The following is an 18,063-nucleotide window of genomic DNA, read 5'->3' as shown; positions in this document are numbered from 1 at the left end:
AAACAGGCGTGCGCGGCTAAAGATTGTGCATGAAGGTATTGAAGGATGAAATCGAAAATCTGGAAGCGCATCCGCCTTGATCGACATCCCCTATCTCTCCGCCGTCAACGCGATGGACGAGACTTGGGAGAGCTATCTTCTGTCACCGTTTTCAGCCTCGGCGGCAGCGTCAGGAGCGCGGCTCGGAATGAACCGCTTCGAGATCAGCCAGCAGCCGAGCGCCCAGAGCGCACCTGCGCACCATCCGGCGAAGACGTCCGTGGGGTAATGGACTCCGAGATAGACCCGGCTCAAACCGACAATGACGGCAAGGAAGACGCCGGCGGCCATGACGAAGATCCGCGTCGACGGATAACGCTGCGTTCGCGCGACAAGCGCGCCTAGGGTCAGATAGGTTACCGCCGACACCATGGCATGTCCGCTAGGAAAGCTGAGATCGCTCACTTCGACCAGATGCGGAACGATATCGGGACGCGGCCGGGCGACAAGGATCTTCAGTGTCGCGCTGGCCAGCCAGCCGGTCAGCACCGAGGAAAAGACGAAGATAGCGATCGGCCAGCGCCGGTCGAACAAAAGATAGATGGTGATCAGAGCCGTCAGGAGCGAGAGAACGGTGATGCCGCCAAGGGCGGTGATATCGTCGACGGCATGAGTCAGCCATCCGGGGCCGATCGGCACGGCAAGATCGTCCGCACGTCTCAACGCCAGCAGGATCACCTCATCGAAGCGAAAGGACTCGCCTTCCAGGACTTCACTCGTCAGCCGCTGGAGCACGAACAGTCCGCCCGCGATCGACGCCAGCGTAATCAGCGTCAGCGGTTCATAGGCGGTAAGCCTTGTGAGAAAACCTTGTCGTTGAACCTCAGTCATGCCTGCCCGTCGAGCTCCCTTTACATGATGCCGGTCCTCGCCAGATTGGCAACGCGACCTCAGGATTCAAGGCCCAGCTGCATGCAAGAACGTTCCTGAAGCGAGTTTTTAGGGTCGGCGAAGCCGCCTCCATGGTTCATCGGCGCCACCCGCGTGATGGGGGAAGGTATTGATCCGGTCGCGTCCTGGCAAAGGTCTGCCGCAGGCGGGTCGGAAAAAACGCGTTGCTGCCGCCGCCCTAAGGGAAAGGGCTCCGATCACCCCGCCAGCGATGCTATATATCCTGGTCGATGAGACTGGTGAAGCTCGCCAGATCCCTGGCCGTCAGATGCGGAATCCGCCTGATATTCATGGCGAACTGTGGGCAGCGAAGATCGGCAAGAAACATCGGCAGGTTTGTCGCTACGTCTTAGGTAAGCGTGTGATTTATTGATACAAATTTGTTTTCAACTATCGGCAAAACCATCGACATGTTGCAAACTTCAAAGATCGGCAACCAACATCGGCAATTTTCTTGATTTAGGCGTGTTAACCTCCTAAATATAATCATGTTTTCGAGATAAAAAGATCGGCAAAAAATGGCAGAAGAAGTCCCGACCCGAATTGAGCCCGCATTTTTCGAGGAAAGCATCCCATCCTCGATCTCCGATCTGGTTGTGGAGATTCAGGCGGCAGCTGCGAAGCTGGGCTACGGCCTGCACAACGACGCCGCCTTCGAGCTCTCTGACCTCGTGAGGGTGATGAACTGCTATTACTCGAACCTGATCGAAGGGCACAACACGCGTCCTAAGGACATCGAGCGAGCGCTCGCGGGCGTTGAAATTGAGGAGGCTACGCGCCCTCTGGTCTTGGAGGCAAAGGCGCATGTTGTCGTTCAGCGTGAAATTGACCGTTTGAGCCGGGATGGTGCGTTGCCATCACCAACATCTTCCGAGTTCATCGCTTGGGTACATCGTCGCTTTTATGAGGAGATGCCGGAAGAATTCCGCTTCGTCGAAGGCCGTGATGGACCTAAGGTCGAGATCGTTCCCGGCGCCTTCAGATCAAAAAGCGAAGACGATGTCTCCGTCGGTCGGCACCAGCCGCCATCCTCCGCGTATGTCAAAGCGTTCATGGAACATTTTTCCAAGCGCTACGCAGCCGCGCAGGCCGGAGCTACCAACAAGATCGTTGCCATCGCGGCGGCGCATCATCGTCTCAACTTCATCCACCCCTTCATGGACGGGAACGGCCGGGTGAGCCGGCTGATGTCGCACGCAATGGCTCAGGAAGCAGGTGTGGGCGGGAAAGGGCTGTGGTCCATATCGCGTGGCTTGGCCCGTGGCCTCAAAGACAAGACAGAATACAAAAGCATGATGGATCATGCCGACCAGCAGCGGATGAATGATAGAGATGGCCGAGGCAATCTTTCTGCAAAGGCACTTCAAGACTTTTGCGAATGGTTTTTGTCGGTGGCCCTTGATCAGATTCAGTTTTCCAATGCTGTCTTCTCTTTCGACAAGCTTGAAAGCCGTTATCGCAAATTGATCGAAGATGTTATCGACGATAAGCGTGCCCCGGACATCATCTCGGCAGTCCTGAAACATGGCTCGATAGATCGCGGTGATATCGGCTTCATCACGAAGTCGCCCGACCGTACAGCGCGAAACACATTGAAGGCCCTGCTCGATGGTGGCTTTCTGAAGTCCTCCTCACCGAAAACACCCGTGCGGATAGCTTTCCCGCTTGATTACCGCGAGCGGCTATTCCCCAATCTTTTCACAGATGGGGAGATAGATGCGCCAAAGCCGTCTGTTCCGTCATTCATCACTCAGACGCGCACGAAAGAGGTTGCCAGTCGGTCTTCCTTCAAGCCACCTTTCAATGAAGATGAGGAATTTCAAAAGCGCGTCAGCGGTATCACTGCCCTGCAGCAATCGCTTGGCGCGAGAAGTACCTTAGGCAAAATAGCGGCTCAAGAACTCGCAACGACCGAACCTACGACGGTAGATTGGCAATTTGTCGAGGACCGCGTGATTTCTCAGAGCATTGGAGAGTACGGGCATTCTCGCGCGGAGGTCATCGAAGCGCTTTGCGAGTTCAGCCCTGGCGCAGTGTCACAGGAACAGAAGGATGAGATTGAAAAGCGCGTCTTTGCCGCCGCACCCGCGCTAGCGGCAAAATACAACAAACGCATCATGGACCGAAAGCCAAAACGCTAAGATTGCTGGCCGTGCGCCGCGTTGAACCTCGGTCATGCCTGCCGTCGAACTCCCTTTACATCATGTCGGTCCTCGCCAAATCGGCAATGCAACCTCGGGATTCAAGGCCCTGCCCCATTCCACGGCGCTCCTGAAGCGAGTTTTTGCGCTCGGCGAGGCCGCCGTCCATGGTCTCGACACCACCCGCGAGATGGGGAAAGGCATTTCGACGGGGAGCCGTTCCCATGGAGTGTACGAAGAGGGAAATCTTCCTTCAACTCAGCGTCTTGCGCGAGGATCAGCCCACCTGGCCAACGATACCCTTCCCGCTTTGGCTGAGAGCCTGGATGGGCTCCTTGGACATCATGCCAATGCGTTGTTGATGGCCGCGATCAGCGCGGCTCCGGAAAATTGCTTCTGCAGATAAGCAACGCATCCCACCTGTTCCGCCTCCGCCTTCACGGCGCCGGCTTCCAGCGCCGTGATGAAAATCACCGGAAGGGTTGTCCTCTCGGCCTTCAGCCTGCGTTGCAGATCGATTCCGGACATGCCACCGAGGTCGATATCAAGAACAAGGCAATCTATCGGCTTTTTCCGATCGCGAGCGAGAAAGTCCTCGGCGGATGCATACTCCTCGGCCAGAAAACCGTAAGCGTTGAGCAGCCGCCCGAGGCTGCGCCGTAGGCTTGCGTCATCATCGACGACAGCGACCGTGCGGCGAAGCTTCTCCACCTCATGCCCCCTCCTCTTTCGAACATATGAGAGATTGACGGTTCCTGGTGAGACTAGGCCAGTTAGAGGTCGATTGATATTGTCCTAAGGGGAAGGAGACACCTGTCACTCCGCCGGCGATGCCGTATCCTGCTCGATGAGACCGATATTCGCGGCGATCGACACCGCCTCGGCCAGCGAGCGCACGCCAAGTTTTTCCATGACCTGATGGCGATGCACCTTAACCGTCCGCTCCGAGATGCCGAGCGCATGAGCGATCTGCTTGTTGAGACGGCCGCGAATGAGGAGCCGGAACACTTCGGCTTCGCGCGGCGTAAGCCCCGCCACCAGCGCCCGCTGGCCCTGGAGACGGTCGTGTTCGGCCCGCTGTCTTCCATATTGAATGAGAGCATGGTCGATCGCCTCCATCAATGCCGCCGTGGTCGAACTCTTCTCCAGAAAATCCTTGGCACCCGCCTTCATCGCCTCGACGCTTGCCTTGATGTCTCCTTCCCCCGTGAGGAACACGACCGGCAATAGCGGCGCCAGCTCACACAGCCGGCGTTGGATCTGCAGGCCGGACTGGCCAGGCATCTGCAGGTCGAGAAGAACGCAGCCCGGCTCGCAAGCGGAAAGTCGGGCGAGAAACTGGTCTCCGGATTCATAGCCTTCGACCCTGAGGCCATGGGCGGAAAGCAGCCTTGCGATCGCCGTCCGGTAGGATTTGTCGTCATCGACGATATGGACAACCGGTTTCATCTCGATCGCTCCTCCCTGTGGGCGAGCGGCAGGGCCACGCGAAAGACCGAGCCTCCTTCGGGGCGGTTGTCGGCACGGATGGTACCGCCATAGGTCTCGAGAATGGCGCGCGCTATGGAAAGCCCAAGCCCGGTACCCGCCTGCTTGGTGGTATAGAACGGCTCGAAGATGCGGATCAGCCTCTCTTCGGGAATGCCGTCTCCGGTGTCGGAGACCCGCAGCTCCGCCTTCTCGTTCGCCAGTCCCGTCGCGAAGCTAAGCGTTCTCCCGGCCGGGACGGTGTTCAGCATGGCATCCATCCCGTTGGTCGCCAGGTTGAGAATAACCTGCTGCACGTGAACCTTGTCGGCACGGACCGGCAGCTCGCCCGGCGGCTGGGTTGAGGTCAGCTTAATTCCGCGCCGTTCCGCCTCGCCGTGAATGATGCGGATTGCGCTCGATGTGACATCGTTCAGATCGAACTCCTGCCAATCGATCTCGTTTCTCTTCTTGAGCAATCCTCTCATCCGGCTGATGATGTCGCCCGCGCGCTGATCGTCTTCCTGGATGTCGAGGAGAATCTGCTGGATCAGTTCGTGATCCGGGTTCGCACTTCGCAGCAGCACCGAGGCTGCCTCGGCATTGTTTCTGATCGCCGAAAGAGGCTGATTCAGTTCGTGAGCGATGGACGAGGATAACGCACCGGCTGTCGCGGACTGGTTAAGATGAACGGCTTCAAGCAAGTGAAGTTGCGCGCTGCGCTCGGCGTCGCGGCGGCGCCTCCGCTCAAGCAGAAGCACCGAGATAATGCCGGCTTGCGCCAGCAGGAGCCCGCTCCCCGCCGTCAATATGACCCAGTGTTCCTCCCAGAGGCTTTTATCCCTGTGCATCTGGACCGTGCCCGGCGGCAGGTCCTTTTCGGCAAGTCCCCAGCGCTGGAGTTGCCGGGCATCGGCGACATATGTCTGCGGCGCTTCGAGATCCGACACCGGCTTGCCGGCAATCGCATCGATGACGAGGTCGCCGACGGTCCGGCCCAGGCCATCGAATGTGACGGTATTGCCGCCGACGACGCCATAACCTATGTAGGTCTGATAGGGACCGTAGACAGGTGCGCTGGCGGTCGCTGCGATCTGTCTGATCGCGTCGCGCGGAATGAAGTTGCGTCCTGTCCGATCCTTGAAGACCGTCAATGCCAGGATGATGCTGTCGGGCGGCACGCGCGAGGCGCGATCGATGAATTCGTCGATCGTCAGATCTTCCAGATAGGTCGTCGTATCAAAGGATTTGGAGAACTGTTTCAAATCTGCGCGGGCCGTCGTCAGCCAACTCCGGTCGAAGTCGGACGAGCCTCCGACGATGTAGAGGTGGCGGGCATCGGGCTGCAGGCTGCGGGCCATCTCGGCCGTCTTCAGAATGTTGAATGTCGAGAAGGCTCCTATCACGTCATAAGGCAGAGCGATCTTCTCGGCGGTGGCGGTGCCGAAACCGGCGGCGACGATTTTTGCGCCGGGAGCGATCGTGCCGCGGTTCTCGACGATGAAGCTGGCCGATTCCCGGCCGAGGGCCACGACCACGTCGGGGCGACGCGCTGCGTATTTCTCGCCAAGATATCGGGCCATGCGCGCGACATGATCGCTTTCCGGAAACCGCGAGAGATCCAGGAACTCGGAAAACAGATCGATCTTGCCGTTGGTCGCCTCCAGCAAACGGCTCCGCAATGCCTCTCCGGCAGCGGTCGTCGCCGCGATCCTTTCGTCATAGGGGTAAAGAACGAGGACGCGGGGAACCCGGTCGATGATGGCAATCGAGGGGTCGGAGGCTGCTGCCTGCCGACTGGGCACACACAGGGCGACAACCGCCAACAAAAAGGCAGTGCAGCATAATCGACCTGACCATTCGCCCAAGCCCATCAGCTTTCCCCCCAAAGCCGGGCGACAATAACAGCTTCCTGATGCGGCGTCATCTGCGCATCACTACTTTCGATTGCTACCGCATGAAGAGATTCCCTTAAGTACAATATCGGGCCAAGGCAGCATTCGCTAAGTTCAGCGGGCCGGAGCAGAGATGCGGCCGGCCATCGCATCCCTGCCGGAGGCAGCTCCGGCAGGATCTTCATTTTGAGCAGTCCAGTTGAATCGACGCATGCAATCGCAGCCTAGGCCGCGAGTGGCTCCGTCATTCAAGAACGTCAACGGAAGGATTTGACATGAACAGCAGAATCCTTATCCGCTGCATCGGAGCCTTGGCTTCATCCACCATTCTGTGGTGTGCAGCCTCGCCCGTGCAAGCGCAGGACACCCAACGAAAACCCAACATTCTGTTCATCGTTTCGGATGATACCGGCTACGGCGATCTCGGCCCCTATGGCGGGGGTGAAGGTCGCGGGATGCCGACGCCGAACATCGACAAACTGGCTGAAGACGGCATGACCTTCTTCTCCTTCTACGCCCAGCCGAGCTGCACGCCCGGTCGCGCCGCCATGCAAACGGGACGCATCCCCAACCGCAGCGGCATGACGACGGTCGCCTTTCAAGGCCAGGGCGGCGGATTGCCCGCAGCGGAATGGACGCTCGCCTCCGTTTTGAAGCGCGGTGGCTATCACACCTATTTCACAGGAAAGTGGCACCTCGGGGAGGCGGACTATGCGCTTCCGATCGCGCAGGGCTACGACGAAATGAAATATGCTGGCCTCTATCATCTGAATGCCTACACCTACGCAGACCCAACCTGGTTTCCGGACATGGACCCGAAGCTGCGCGAAATGTTCCAAAGGGTGACGAAAGGGGCGCTTTCCGGCAAGGCGGGAGGACCTGTCACTGAAGATTTCAAGGTCAACGGTCAATATGTCGACACCCCGGTTATCGACGGCAAGGAAGGCGTCGTCGGCATCCCCTACTTCGACAGCTATGTCGAAAAGGCAGCCGTCGAATTTCTCGACGAAGCCGCAAAGAAGCCGGATGAGCCCTTCTATATCAACGTGAACTTCATGAAGGTGCACCAGCCAAATATGCCGGCGCCGGAATTCGAGCACAAGTCACTGTCGAAGAGCAAGTATGCCGACTCGATCGTGGAACTCGACGCCCGCATCGGCCGGATCATGGACAAGCTGCGTGAAACGGGGATGGATCGGAACACACTGGTCTTCTACACCACGGACAATGGTGCCTGGCAGGACGTCTATCCGGACGCTGGGTACACGCCGTTGCGGGGCACGAAGGGTACGTTGCGCGAGGGCGGCAATCGCGTCCCTGCGATCGCCGTCTGGCCCGGTAAGATCAAACCCCGCACCAAGAACCACGACATTGTCGGCGGTCTCGATCTGATGGCGACATTCGCTGCCGTCGGTGCGGTCCCCCTTCCGACTGAGGACCGCGAAAACAAGCCGATCATTTTCGACAGCTACGACATGTCGCCGATCCTCCTCGGCACAGGGAAATCGGAACGGAAATCCTGGTTCTATTTCACCGAAAATGAGCTGTCGCCAGGTGCCATCAGGGTCAATAACTACAAGTTTGCGTTCAATCTTCGTGGCGACGACGGAGCGCAGACCGGCGGACTGGCAGTCGATTCCAATCTCGGCTGGAAAGGCCCGGACAAATACGTGGCAACAGTTCCCCAGGTGTTCGACCTCTGGCAGGATCCGCAGGAACGCTATGACATTTTCATGAACAACTTCACCGAACGCACATGGATGGGCGTTGTCATGGGCGAAGAGCTCCAGAAGATCATGGCGACGTACATGAAGTATCCTCCGAGAAAGATGCAAAGCGTCGGCTACACGGGTCCGATCACACTCTCGAACTACGAGCGCTTCCAGTGGGTGCGTGATCAGCTCGCCAAGGATGGCGTGACGCTCACCCTCCCGACCGGGAATTGACGAAGAGCGGCGGCTCTATGAGGCCGCCGCCCGTTTTTGTTTCTCCCTGTTGCCAACCCTGGAGGATGACCGATGTCTTTTGTCCGCTTGGCACCGCGATTGATCTGCCTCATGATCATTGCGCTCGGTGCCGCACTGGTTCATGCCACTTCCGCATTCGCTCAAAGCGATCCGTTGCCCTCCTGGAACGATACGGCGTCGAAGGCTGCTATCGTCTCTTTCGTCGAAAAGGTCACTGGGCAGGGATCGCCCGAATTCGTCCCGGAAACCGAACGGATCGCGGTGTTCGATAATGACGGCACCTTGTGGGTGGAACATCCGATATACACCCAGCTCGCCTTCGCCCTGGACCGCGTTAAGGCACTCGCTCCGCAGCATCCGGAATGGAAGGAAACCCAGCCGTTCAAGGCCGTGCTCGAAGGCGACATGAAAGCGCTCGCGGCGTCGGGCGAAAAGGGCCTCGTCGAGCTCATCATGACGACGCATGCGGGAATGACGACCAGCGATTTTCAGAAGATCGTGACCGATTGGCTCGCGTCGGCACGCCACCCTAAATTCAAGCGGCCATACACTGAACTCGTCTACCAGCCGATGATCGAGCTTCTCGCCTATCTCCGCGCCAACGGCTTCAAGACCTTTATCGTTTCAGGCGGCGGGGTCGAACTCATGCGGCCCTGGACGGAAAAGGTCTATGGCATCCCACCGGAGCAGGTTATCGGCTCGTCGATCAAGACCGAGTTCCGGATGCAGGACGACACGCCGACCCTCTTTCGCCTCCCCGAAGTCAATTTCATAGACGACAAGGCCGGCAAACCGGTCGGGATCAACCAGCAGATCGGCCGGCGGCCGATCGCCGCCTTCGGCAATTCCGACGGAGATCTCCAAATGCTGCAATGGACGACCATGGCCGGTGGGCCTGCCAGGCTCGGCGTGCTGATCCATCATACCGATGCGGAGCGTGAATATGCCTACGACCGCAATACCGAAGTCGGTCGCCTCGACAAGGCGCTCGATGCCGCCTCCATAGCCGGCTGGACGGTCGTCGACATGAAGACCGACTGGAAGCAGGTGTTCAAGGACTAGGACTGGCACCTTGCGCCGGAGGTTCCAAACCATGGCGGCCGGACCTCCAAAGCGTCACATGGGAGAGATTGAGTGGCAGCGTCTGTTCGGTCGGCAGCGGTGAGAGAAATAGCCCTGCTGCTTTTCCTGTTGCTCGCCTTTGTCGGGCACAGCCTTGCGAGTGACTCTCTCTCGACATCCGCCGCCGACCCACGAATATTGATCCACGAGGGTTTCGTGGACGAAAGGATGTGCTCAGCCTGCCACGCCGATCAGGCCGCCGCTTTTTCCAAGTCCCACCATGCGAAGGCCATGGCGCTGGCCGACGACGAAACGGTGCGCGGCGATTTCGACAATAGCAGGTTCGAACATGACGGCGTCGTCACCACCTTCACCCGCCGCGACGGCCGCTTCTTCGTGAACACCGAGGGTGCGGACGGCGGCCAAGCCGAGTTCGAAGTCAAATATACCTTTGCCTACGAACCCCTGCAGCAATACCTCATCGACATCGGAGGCGGACGGCTGCAGGCTCTCGACATCGCCTGGGATACGGCCAGACGGCAGTGGTTCCGGCTCGGCGACGGCACCCCGGCCAAACCGGGCTCGACCTATCATTGGACAGGTCCCTTCTATCGCTGGAACCGCACCTGCATCGATTGTCATTCGACCGATCCCCAGGCGAAGTTTCAACCGAAGACGAATGAATACAACTCGACCTACGTCGCCACCAGCATCGGCTGTCAGTCCTGTCACGGTCCGGGCGCCAAGCATGTCGCTTCGGCGCATTCCGCCAACGCCTCATCCTCCGTCAAGCCGGATACAGGCCTACCGAAAGCCGATGCGGGCATCTGTTTCGCCTGCCATGCCAGACGCACCAAGCTGCTGGACGGCTATCAACCGGGAAAGCCCTTTCTCGATTATTTTTCTCCTGCCCTGCTCCGGCAGGATCTTTATTTCCCGGACGGGCAGATACTCGACGAGGTCTTCGAATATGGCTCGTTTCAGCAAAGCAAGATGGCAAGGGCGGGCGTGACCTGCCTCGACTGTCATCGGCCGCACGATGCCGGCCTGAAGGCCGAGGGCAACGCGCTGTGCATGCAATGCCACACAGAGACGAAGCCGGAGCGCTTCGTCAATCAGGATCCGAGCGGCCTGTTCGACACGCCCGCGCACACCCGCCATCAGGCCGGTTCGACCGGAGCGCAATGCGCCAACTGCCACATGCCGGAACGCACCTACATGAAGGTCGATCCGCGCCGCGACCACTCCTTCGTCATCCCCCGGCCCGACCTGTCGGCGAGCCTCGGAATACCGAATGCGTGCACCACCTGTCACGTCGGCAGAACCAATGATTGGGCGGCCGAGACGATGGATAAATGGTACGGGACGCAATGGCGCGAACGCCCGTCGATCGCCCATGCCTTCGCCGGAGCCGCGAACGGCGATCAGGCCGCGGTGGAGGCTCTGCGCGCGCTGGTCAGTGATAATGACCAGGCGGGAATTGTCAGGGGCAGCGCCATCGCCGCAATGAGTGGAATCGGCGGCGTGGACGTCACCGCCGACATCCGTACGGCCGCAGCCGATGCCGATCCGCTCGTCAGGCTCGGTGCCGCGGAAGCAGCAGGCAACATTGCGCCGGAACAGAGGCTCGGGGCAATCGGCGATCTGGTGGGCGATGCAACGAGGGCGGTACGCGTCGCTGCCGCCAATGCACTCGCCAGCACTCCTCCCGACCTCTTCGGCAATCGGCGAGGCAATCTGGAAGCCGCTGTCGCGGAGCTTCGCGCCTATGTCGAAACGAACGCCGACGTGGCGGAAACCCAAAGCAATTATGGCTTCTTCCTGTTCGCCCGACAGCGTACGGCCGAGGCCGAAGCCGCCTTCCGGCGAGCGATTTCGCTCGACCCGACGCTGGAGGCAATGCGCATCAATCTCGCCGAGTTCTACCGCGCCACCGGTCAGAACGACAGGTCGGAGCAGACCTATGCCGAAGCGATCGGCATGGCGCCCGAACGCGCGGATCTGCGTTACGGACATGCGCTGTCCCTGGTGCGCAAGCAGGCGTTGGCCGAGGCGATAACGGAACTCGCAGAAGCGGTGCGGCTCGATCCGCAAAACTCCCGCTACAAGACGACCTTGGCCGTCGCTCTCGATTCGGCTGGCCGGACGGAAGAGGCGTTGGACAGGCTCGATGGTTGGGCGGCGGGCGGAGACGCCGACGTCATCGGCTTGGCACTCCAATACAGTCTCAAGCTTCGACGGCTGCCGGAGGCGTTGAGACATGCGGAAGATCTGGCGCGACTGAGGCCTGAGGACCAGCAGATTTCAGACCTCATCGGGCAGCTGAAGCTGGCGATCAACGGAAAATAGGTATTTTAGCTTGTCCAAATCTACTTCTCGCTGCAAAGTGCCGACTCGGAACAACAGTGCCGAGGCGACAAACGAGATCGGGGGATTCTCATGAAAGCCATACACTTGCATGCCATTCTGTTACTGGCAGGCGTCTGCGCGGCGTCGGCCGGCAATGCCGCTGATGTCACGCCACTTGCGCCGGAAGCAAAAACTGTCGAGAGCCAGAGCGGCTGGGAATTCACGTTCGCGCCATATTTCTGGGCTGCCGGCATATCCGGCGATATTGGGCAGTTTGGGCTTCCAGAGGTTCATATCGACGCCGATTTCGGCGATATTCTCGACAACCTCGACTTCGCCTTCATGGCGGCAGGCGAAGCCAGATATGATCGATTCAGCATCGTTGGTGACGTGATCTACACCAAGCTCGGTGCCGACGCCGACACACCTGCCGGCATCCTCGCCGAGAGCGTCGATGTAACGTCGAAGACCTTCGCGGGATTTCTTGGCGTCGGTTACGCCGTGCTCGAAGACCAAAATGGCCACCTCGACGTGGTCGGTGGCATGAAGGTCTGGTCGGCCAAAACCGAGATCTCCTTCAATGGCGGCATTCTCGCTGGAGTGGATGTCGAAGACAGTGCCACATGGGTCGACGCCGTCGCCGGCCTCAGAGGAAACTACTTCTTCACGCCGGAAATCTACGTCACCGGATGGGGGTTGGTGGGTGCTGGCGGCGCCGATATCGACTGGGACGTGGCGTTGGGCCTCGGCTACAAGTTCAACGACAGCATCTCCGCGGTCGCGGGATATCGTGCACTCGGCGTCAATTACGACAATGACGGGTTTGTCTTCGACTTTGTCCAGCAGGGACCGATCTTAGGGGTCGCCATTCGTTTCTGACGCCGGGCCGGCGAACGTCGTACTGTGAGCGATTATCCTTCCAGCATGCTCGCTTGGCCCGGAGCCGAACGACGCCTCCTGGAAGCAGAGAGCCGCCGTGGCAAGAACAGCGGTTCACAGTTCGGTATCCAACACGGATCGGACCGAGCTAAATCTTTTCACTCCGGAGGAAGCCTGTTTCGCGGGCTGAGTTCAATCGGATCATGGAGGGATTGATGATGAAAATCGCTTCTTGGATGGCACTGGTTGCCGCGGCGCGCTGGACCCCATCCGAAGATACGGCCGGTATTTAAGGCATACACCCGCTCCTTATGTGATGTAATTTATAATAATCTAATGTACTGTAGCCTACCCATCTGGGGCTGCGGCTAGAGAATTCAGCAAGTATTTCAACCCGCCGGCGACCGTCGGAGGCCACGACCCTTCGGGGCGTGCCGGTGGAGCCGATATCTTGGAATACATGACGTCGCCAAAGATGCTGTAACGGTCGTACCGGGCCTCGCCGATCGCCATGGCCCCGAAGTCGAGATGGTCAAGGATACCGCTGAAACTCAAGTCAACTTCGACTATCGGCAGCCCACCAAGCCAGCAGTAGTTTTCGCGAACAATTGAATAGTCGGGAAACAGCCTACTCTCGACGAACTACAATTTCTCTCTGCTAGTCGCCGTATGCGGTGGTTGTCATATCAGGGATGGCAGTCACAAGACGCTTAAGAATGACCAAGGAGAGACAAGGTTTCCTGTCATGATGCAAATCAACAAATAGTCAGCTCAGACAGTTCAAGTATAACTGCTGCAAAGGGGGGAAGCGATGAACAAGACATCTGCGAAGTTGATAGTGGCCGGGCTCGTAAGCCTGGGCTCTGCCCTGCCGGCCGCGGCCCAGGAGACCACCGATATAGGTACTCTGGACAGCGCGAAGGCCGGAAAGGCGTTTTCCAGCAAACCTGTCTACTCGCCCTATGCGGGGCGCAATTTTCCGACCCGGCCGCTATTCGGCGACACGCATCTCCACACCGGAGCCTCGTTCGATGCCGGCGCATTCGGCGCACGGTTGACGCCTCGCGACGCCTATCGCTTTGCTCGCGGCGAGGAGATCACGGCGTCGAGCGGCCAGCCTGCCAAGTTGTCACGGCCGCTCGACTTTCTGGTGGTGGCCGACCACTCGGACAACATGGGCATGTTCCCCGACCTCTTCGCCGGCAAGCCGGAAGTCATTTCCGATCCCCAGGCCAGGACCTGGTACGAGGAGATCAAGGCGGGACAAGGCGGCAAGGCCGCGCTCGAGATCATCTTCAGCTTCGGCAAGGGAACGCTCCCTAAGAGCATGATCTACGGGCCGGAGACACGTCCCTACAAGAACGCGTGGCAGGACACGATAAAGGCCGCCGAGGAATACAACGATCCGGGCCGCTTCACCGCCTTCATCGGCTATGAGTGGACCTCGAACACGGCAGGCAACAATCTGCATCGCAATGTCGTCTTCCGTGACAATGCCGACAAGGCCGACCAGGTCGTGCCCTATACGACGCTTAAGCCCTTGGGCAGCGACAATCCGCGCGACCTATGGAAGTGGATGCAGGCCTATGAGGACAAGACCGGCGGCAACGTGCTGGCGATCGCGCACAACGGCAATCTGTCCAACGGCCGCATGTTCCCGCTGATCGAATCCTTCACCGGCAAGCCGGTCGACAAGGAATATGTCGAGCAGCGTTCAAGGTGGGAACGCCTCTACGAGACAACCCAGACGAAGGGTGATGGCGAAGCTCACCCGGTCCTGTCGCCCAATGACGAGTTCGCGGATTTCGAGACCTGGGATTTCGGTAATCTCGATGCCAGCGTGCCGAAGACGCCTGACATGCTCGAATTCGAATATACACGGTCCGCGCTGAAGAACGGCCTCAAGCTCGAAGCCGAACTCGGCACGAACCCTTACAAATTCGGGCTGGTCGGCAGCTCCGACGCGCATACTGGCCTTGCGGCCATGGAAGAGGAAAATTTCTTCGGCAAGACCACGCCGCAGGAGCCGAGCCCCGAGCGCCTGACGGCCACTTTCGTCAAGAATGCCAAGACGAACATCACCGTGATGGACTGGGAGGTTAGCGCGTCGGGTTACGCCGCCGTGTGGGCCACGGAGAACACCCGCGAGTCGATCTGGGACGCCATGCAGCGCAAGGAGACCTACGCCACGACGGGACCGCGCATGATGGTGCGCTTCTTCGGCGGCTGGGATTTCGAGCCTACCGATGCCGAGACCCGCAATCCCGGCGTGATCGGCTACGGCAAGGGCGTGCCCATGGGCGGCGACCTGACGGCAGCGCCGGAAGGCAAGGCACCGTCGTTCCTCGTCGCTGCGCTGCGAGACCCGATTGGGGGCAACCTCGACCGCTACCAGATCGTCAAGGGCTGGCTCGACGACAAGGGCGAGATGCATGAGCAGGTGTACGACGTCGCCTGGGGCGGGGACCGCAAGCCGGGGGCCGACGGCAAGGTGCCATCGGTCGGCAGCACCGTCGACATCGAGAACGCGACCTGGACCAACACCATCGGTGCGCCGGAACTGATCGCGGTCTGGAAGGATCCAAGCTTCGATCCGAAACAGAAGGCCTTCTACTACGGACGTGTCATCGAGATACCGACGCCCCGGTGGACCGCCTATGATGCCAAACGGTTCGGGACAAAGCCGCTGGAGGGCACCCGGATGACCGTCATCGAACGCGCCTATACCTCGCCGATCTGGTACACGCCGTGATCGCGATGCCGGCGGTTGAACCGGATGCAGGACCGGCGAACGCGTGAGCACGATCTTGTTGAAACGCGTGCTGAGGGAGCCGCTGGTCCACTTCTTGGCTCTCGCGCTGCTGATCTTCGCGGGTTACCGGCTCCTGGGCGCCGATACGGACGACAAGGCGGACAGCATCGTCGTCACGGCGCCGAAGATCGAGCAGATGGCGACCGTGTTCACAAAGACCTGGCAGCGCCCCCCGACAGCCGAGGAATTGAAGGGCCTGATCGACGACCATGTGAAGGAAGAAATTCTGGTACGCCAGGCGCTGGAGATCGGGCTCGACAGGGACGACACGGTCGTTCGTCGCCGCTTGCGTCAGAAGATGGAATTCCTGAACGCGGCCGACGCCGAAACGCTGACAGCGACCGATGCGGAGCTCGATGCCTATCTGAAAGCCAATGCAGCCACGTTCGAGATCGATCCGATGCTGGCCTTCCAGCAAATCGTTCTGAATCCCCAGCGGCACGGAGAAGCAATCGAACAAAAAGCGGCCGCCATCCTCGAAGTACTGCTGAGCCAGCCTGCGGCCGATCCCGCTTCGCTTGGCGATGCCTCGCAGCTTCCACCGGAGCTTCCACTTACGAGCAAGACATCGATCGGCCAGGCCTTCGGCGCCGATTTCGCGGAAGAACTCGACAAGATCCCTGCGGGCCGGTGGACGGGTCCCGTCAAGTCCGGCTTCGGGCTGCACCTGATCCGCGTGACGGAGCGCGTGCCTGGCCGAGTGCCGACGCTCGACGAGGTTCGCGACGCCGTTGCGCGGGAGTGGACGAACGCTAAACGCAAAGAACTCGAGAACCAGCGCTTCGCCGAACTCCTTAAGCGCTATGTGGTGAGCATCGAAAGCCCGGCCGGCGCGGGAACCGACCCATGACGCGGCTTGGGGCGCTGCTGGCCGTGCTGATGCCGGTGTTGCTGGCCACACCGGGGTACCCTCATGAGATTCGGCCGGCCTATCTCGACATGCGCGAAACGGCGAGCGACGAGTTCGCCGTCGTCTGGAAGGTTCCGGCGCAAGGCGACATGCGTCTCGGGCTCTACGCAAGTCTGCCGAAGCAGTGCATCGAGAAAGCCGAACCGGCGAGGTCGATCGTGGACGGAGCTTATCTGGAGCGAAGGACCGTCGCCTGTGCTGGGGGATTGAGCGGCGGCGAGATCGGCATCGACGGCCTCAAGTCGACCATGACCGACGCGCTCGTCCGCATCGAATACGAGAACGGCGACACGGAGGTCGTGCGCCTCATGCCGGACGCGCCCTCCTTCACCGCAGCCGGCGCGCAGACAAGCCTCGAGTTCGCCCAGACCTATTTTCTGCTGGGCGTCGACCATATACTCTCGGGTCTCGATCACCTGCTCTTCGTGTTTGCGATCATGCTGCTCATTCGAGACCGCTGGATGCTGGTCAAGACGATCACGGCCTTTACGATCGCGCACAGCATCACGCTGGCTGGAGCGTCGCTCGGATATTTCAGTTTGCCGCAGAAACCGGTGGAAGCGACGATCGCCCTCAGCATCGCATTCGTCGCAAACGAACTGATCAAGATGAAGCCGGGCGAAAGGCGGCTCTCCGAGCGCTACCCCTGGGTCGTTGCCTTCGCGTTCGGGCTGCTGCACGGCTTCGGTTTCGCCGGCGCTCTGATGGAAATCGGCTTGCCGCAATCCGATGTGCCGCTGAGCCTGCTTACATTCAACCTGGGTATCGAGGCAGGACAGCTGATCTTCGTCGCCGTGGCGCTGGTCGTGCTTCGGGCAGCAGGCGCGCTGAGCACGATACAGCCCGCACCGGCGCGTCGGTTCGGCGCCTACATAATCGGGACCGACGCGATGCTGTGGCTGGTTTCGCGGATCGCCGGGTTGGCGGCGTGAGAGGCGAAATCCTCCGCGTCCAAATCGCTTATAGGATTGGCGGCAATCGGGAACAGCAGTTCAAACCGCTACAGCGTCCTTGCGTGTTAAATAAGACGCGCGGCGCTGTAGTAGCAAAAGCTCAACGTTCTTTTGCTATCGCTGGAGACGATTGCGTTGGAGACGATTTCGGCGATGAAAATTCCGACAGTAATGGTTCTGATGGGGGCCCTCCTGCAGCCGGGCTCGGCCTTTGGCGAGACCGAATGGATCGGCGGCGCGAGACAATGGTCGGTCGGCTTTGCCGACGAGAGCCCGCATCCCTATTGCCGCCTGCTGTGGGATAGCGAGATCGGCAAGACCATGGAATTCCGCCAGAGCGCGACGGAGACGTTCTGGCTGGTCGCAAAGACCACATGGGACATTCCGGCCGGCACCAAGACCGAGGTGACGCTGACCGACCGTACGGCGACGAAAGTAATCGCTGCCGATTTCTTCGACAAGAACACGCTTCGCCTCTGGGGTCCGACCAGCAAGGGGAGCGCCGGACTGAAGAAGATCATCAAGAATTCCTTTGCCGGAATGCCTGACGTGCAGATCACCTTTGCCGGTGACGAAGGCGACTGGACGCTGCCGCTCTCGCGGGTGGAGCAGCTCTACCCGACCTTCGTCCAGTGCCTCAAACGTCTCGAGGCCGGCGAAAAGCCAAAGCAGAATTCCGAAACCCAGCCGTTCTGAGC

General features: G+C 59.8%; 13 protein-coding genes. 9 read left to right on the top strand and 4 right to left on the bottom strand.

Annotated features, from left to right (window positions below; all coding sequences use genetic code 11):
* Positions 1 to 132 precede the first annotated feature (132 nt).
* Positions 133 to 870, bottom strand: a complete 738-nt coding sequence (locus tag RlegSU303_RS29605) for a phosphatase PAP2 family protein (RefSeq protein ID WP_077980230.1) — start codon at positions 868 to 870, stop codon at positions 133 to 135.
* A gap of 578 nt (positions 871 to 1,448) precedes the next feature.
* Here RlegSU303_RS29605 and RlegSU303_RS29600 point away from each other — a divergent pair.
* The gene (locus RlegSU303_RS29600; protein ID WP_331275233.1) at positions 1,449 to 3,071 is read left to right on the top strand and encodes a Fic family protein; all 1,623 of its coding nucleotides are present in this window, start codon (positions 1,449 to 1,451) and stop codon (positions 3,069 to 3,071) included.
* 342 nt (positions 3,072 to 3,413) lie between these two features.
* On the opposite strand, the gene RlegSU303_RS29595 is transcribed toward RlegSU303_RS29600, so the two are convergent.
* The 3 genes from RlegSU303_RS29595 to RlegSU303_RS29585 form a co-directional block, all read right to left on the bottom strand.
* Positions 3,414 to 3,782, bottom strand: a complete 369-nt coding sequence (locus RlegSU303_RS29595; protein WP_231283960.1) for a response regulator transcription factor — start codon at positions 3,780 to 3,782, stop codon at positions 3,414 to 3,416.
* A 105-nt stretch (positions 3,783 to 3,887) separates the two neighbouring features.
* Positions 3,888 to 4,520, bottom strand: a complete 633-nt coding sequence (locus RlegSU303_RS29590; protein WP_222372909.1) for a response regulator transcription factor — start codon at positions 4,518 to 4,520, stop codon at positions 3,888 to 3,890.
* Entirely contained in the window at positions 4,517 to 6,412 is a 1,896-nt protein-coding gene (locus tag RlegSU303_RS29585; protein WP_222372911.1) for a sensor histidine kinase, read from the bottom strand. The genes RlegSU303_RS29590 and RlegSU303_RS29585 overlap by 4 nt, the downstream gene beginning before the upstream one ends.
* Positions 6,413 to 6,708: 296 nt before the next feature.
* Between RlegSU303_RS29585 and RlegSU303_RS29580 the strand changes: the two genes are divergently transcribed.
* The 8 genes from RlegSU303_RS29580 (at position 6,709) to RlegSU303_RS29545 (ending at position 18,061) form a co-directional block, all read left to right on the top strand.
* A complete protein-coding gene (locus RlegSU303_RS29580) occupies positions 6,709 to 8,379 on the top strand; it encodes an arylsulfatase (protein ID WP_131719850.1) in 1,671 nt (556 codons plus the stop codon).
* A gap of 111 nt (positions 8,380 to 8,490) precedes the next feature.
* Positions 8,491 to 9,462, top strand: a complete 972-nt coding sequence (locus tag RlegSU303_RS29575; RefSeq protein ID WP_409999625.1) for an HAD family hydrolase — start codon at positions 8,491 to 8,493, stop codon at positions 9,460 to 9,462.
* Positions 9,463 to 9,561: 99 nt separating this feature from the next.
* Positions 9,562 to 11,811 (top strand): tetratricopeptide repeat protein, encoded by a 2,250-nt coding sequence (locus RlegSU303_RS29570; protein WP_231284021.1) that lies wholly within the window; start codon positions 9,562 to 9,564, stop codon positions 11,809 to 11,811.
* Positions 11,812 to 11,901: 90 nt separating this feature from the next.
* Positions 11,902 to 12,690, top strand: coding sequence for a DUF481 domain-containing protein (locus RlegSU303_RS29565; RefSeq protein WP_231283959.1), 789 nt, complete (start codon positions 11,902 to 11,904; stop codon positions 12,688 to 12,690).
* Between the two features lie 811 nt (positions 12,691 to 13,501).
* Positions 13,502 to 15,442 (top strand): DUF3604 domain-containing protein, encoded by a 1,941-nt coding sequence (locus tag RlegSU303_RS29560; RefSeq protein ID WP_017957884.1) that lies wholly within the window; start codon positions 13,502 to 13,504, stop codon positions 15,440 to 15,442.
* Positions 15,443 to 15,509: 67 nt separating this feature from the next.
* The gene (locus RlegSU303_RS29555; protein WP_231284020.1) at positions 15,510 to 16,352 is read left to right on the top strand and encodes a peptidylprolyl isomerase; all 843 of its coding nucleotides are present in this window, start codon (positions 15,510 to 15,512) and stop codon (positions 16,350 to 16,352) included.
* Positions 16,349 to 17,344 (top strand): HupE/UreJ family protein, encoded by a 996-nt coding sequence (locus RlegSU303_RS29550; RefSeq protein WP_231283958.1) that lies wholly within the window; start codon positions 16,349 to 16,351, stop codon positions 17,342 to 17,344. Before RlegSU303_RS29555 ends, RlegSU303_RS29550 begins: the two co-directional genes overlap by 4 nt.
* Before the next feature lie 174 nt (positions 17,345 to 17,518).
* Complete coding sequence (locus RlegSU303_RS29545; protein ID WP_131719844.1) at positions 17,519 to 18,061, top strand: hypothetical protein; 543 nt, start codon at positions 17,519 to 17,521, stop codon at positions 18,059 to 18,061.
* Positions 18,062 to 18,063: the final 2 nt, after the last annotated feature.

The organism is Rhizobium sp. SU303 (assembly GCF_021052345.1).
In the GTDB taxonomy this organism is placed as follows: Bacteria; Pseudomonadota; Alphaproteobacteria; order Rhizobiales; family Rhizobiaceae; genus Rhizobium; species Rhizobium laguerreae.
Note: the sequence above shows the minus strand (reverse complement) of the source record. Positions and strands in the feature narration are given on the sequence as shown.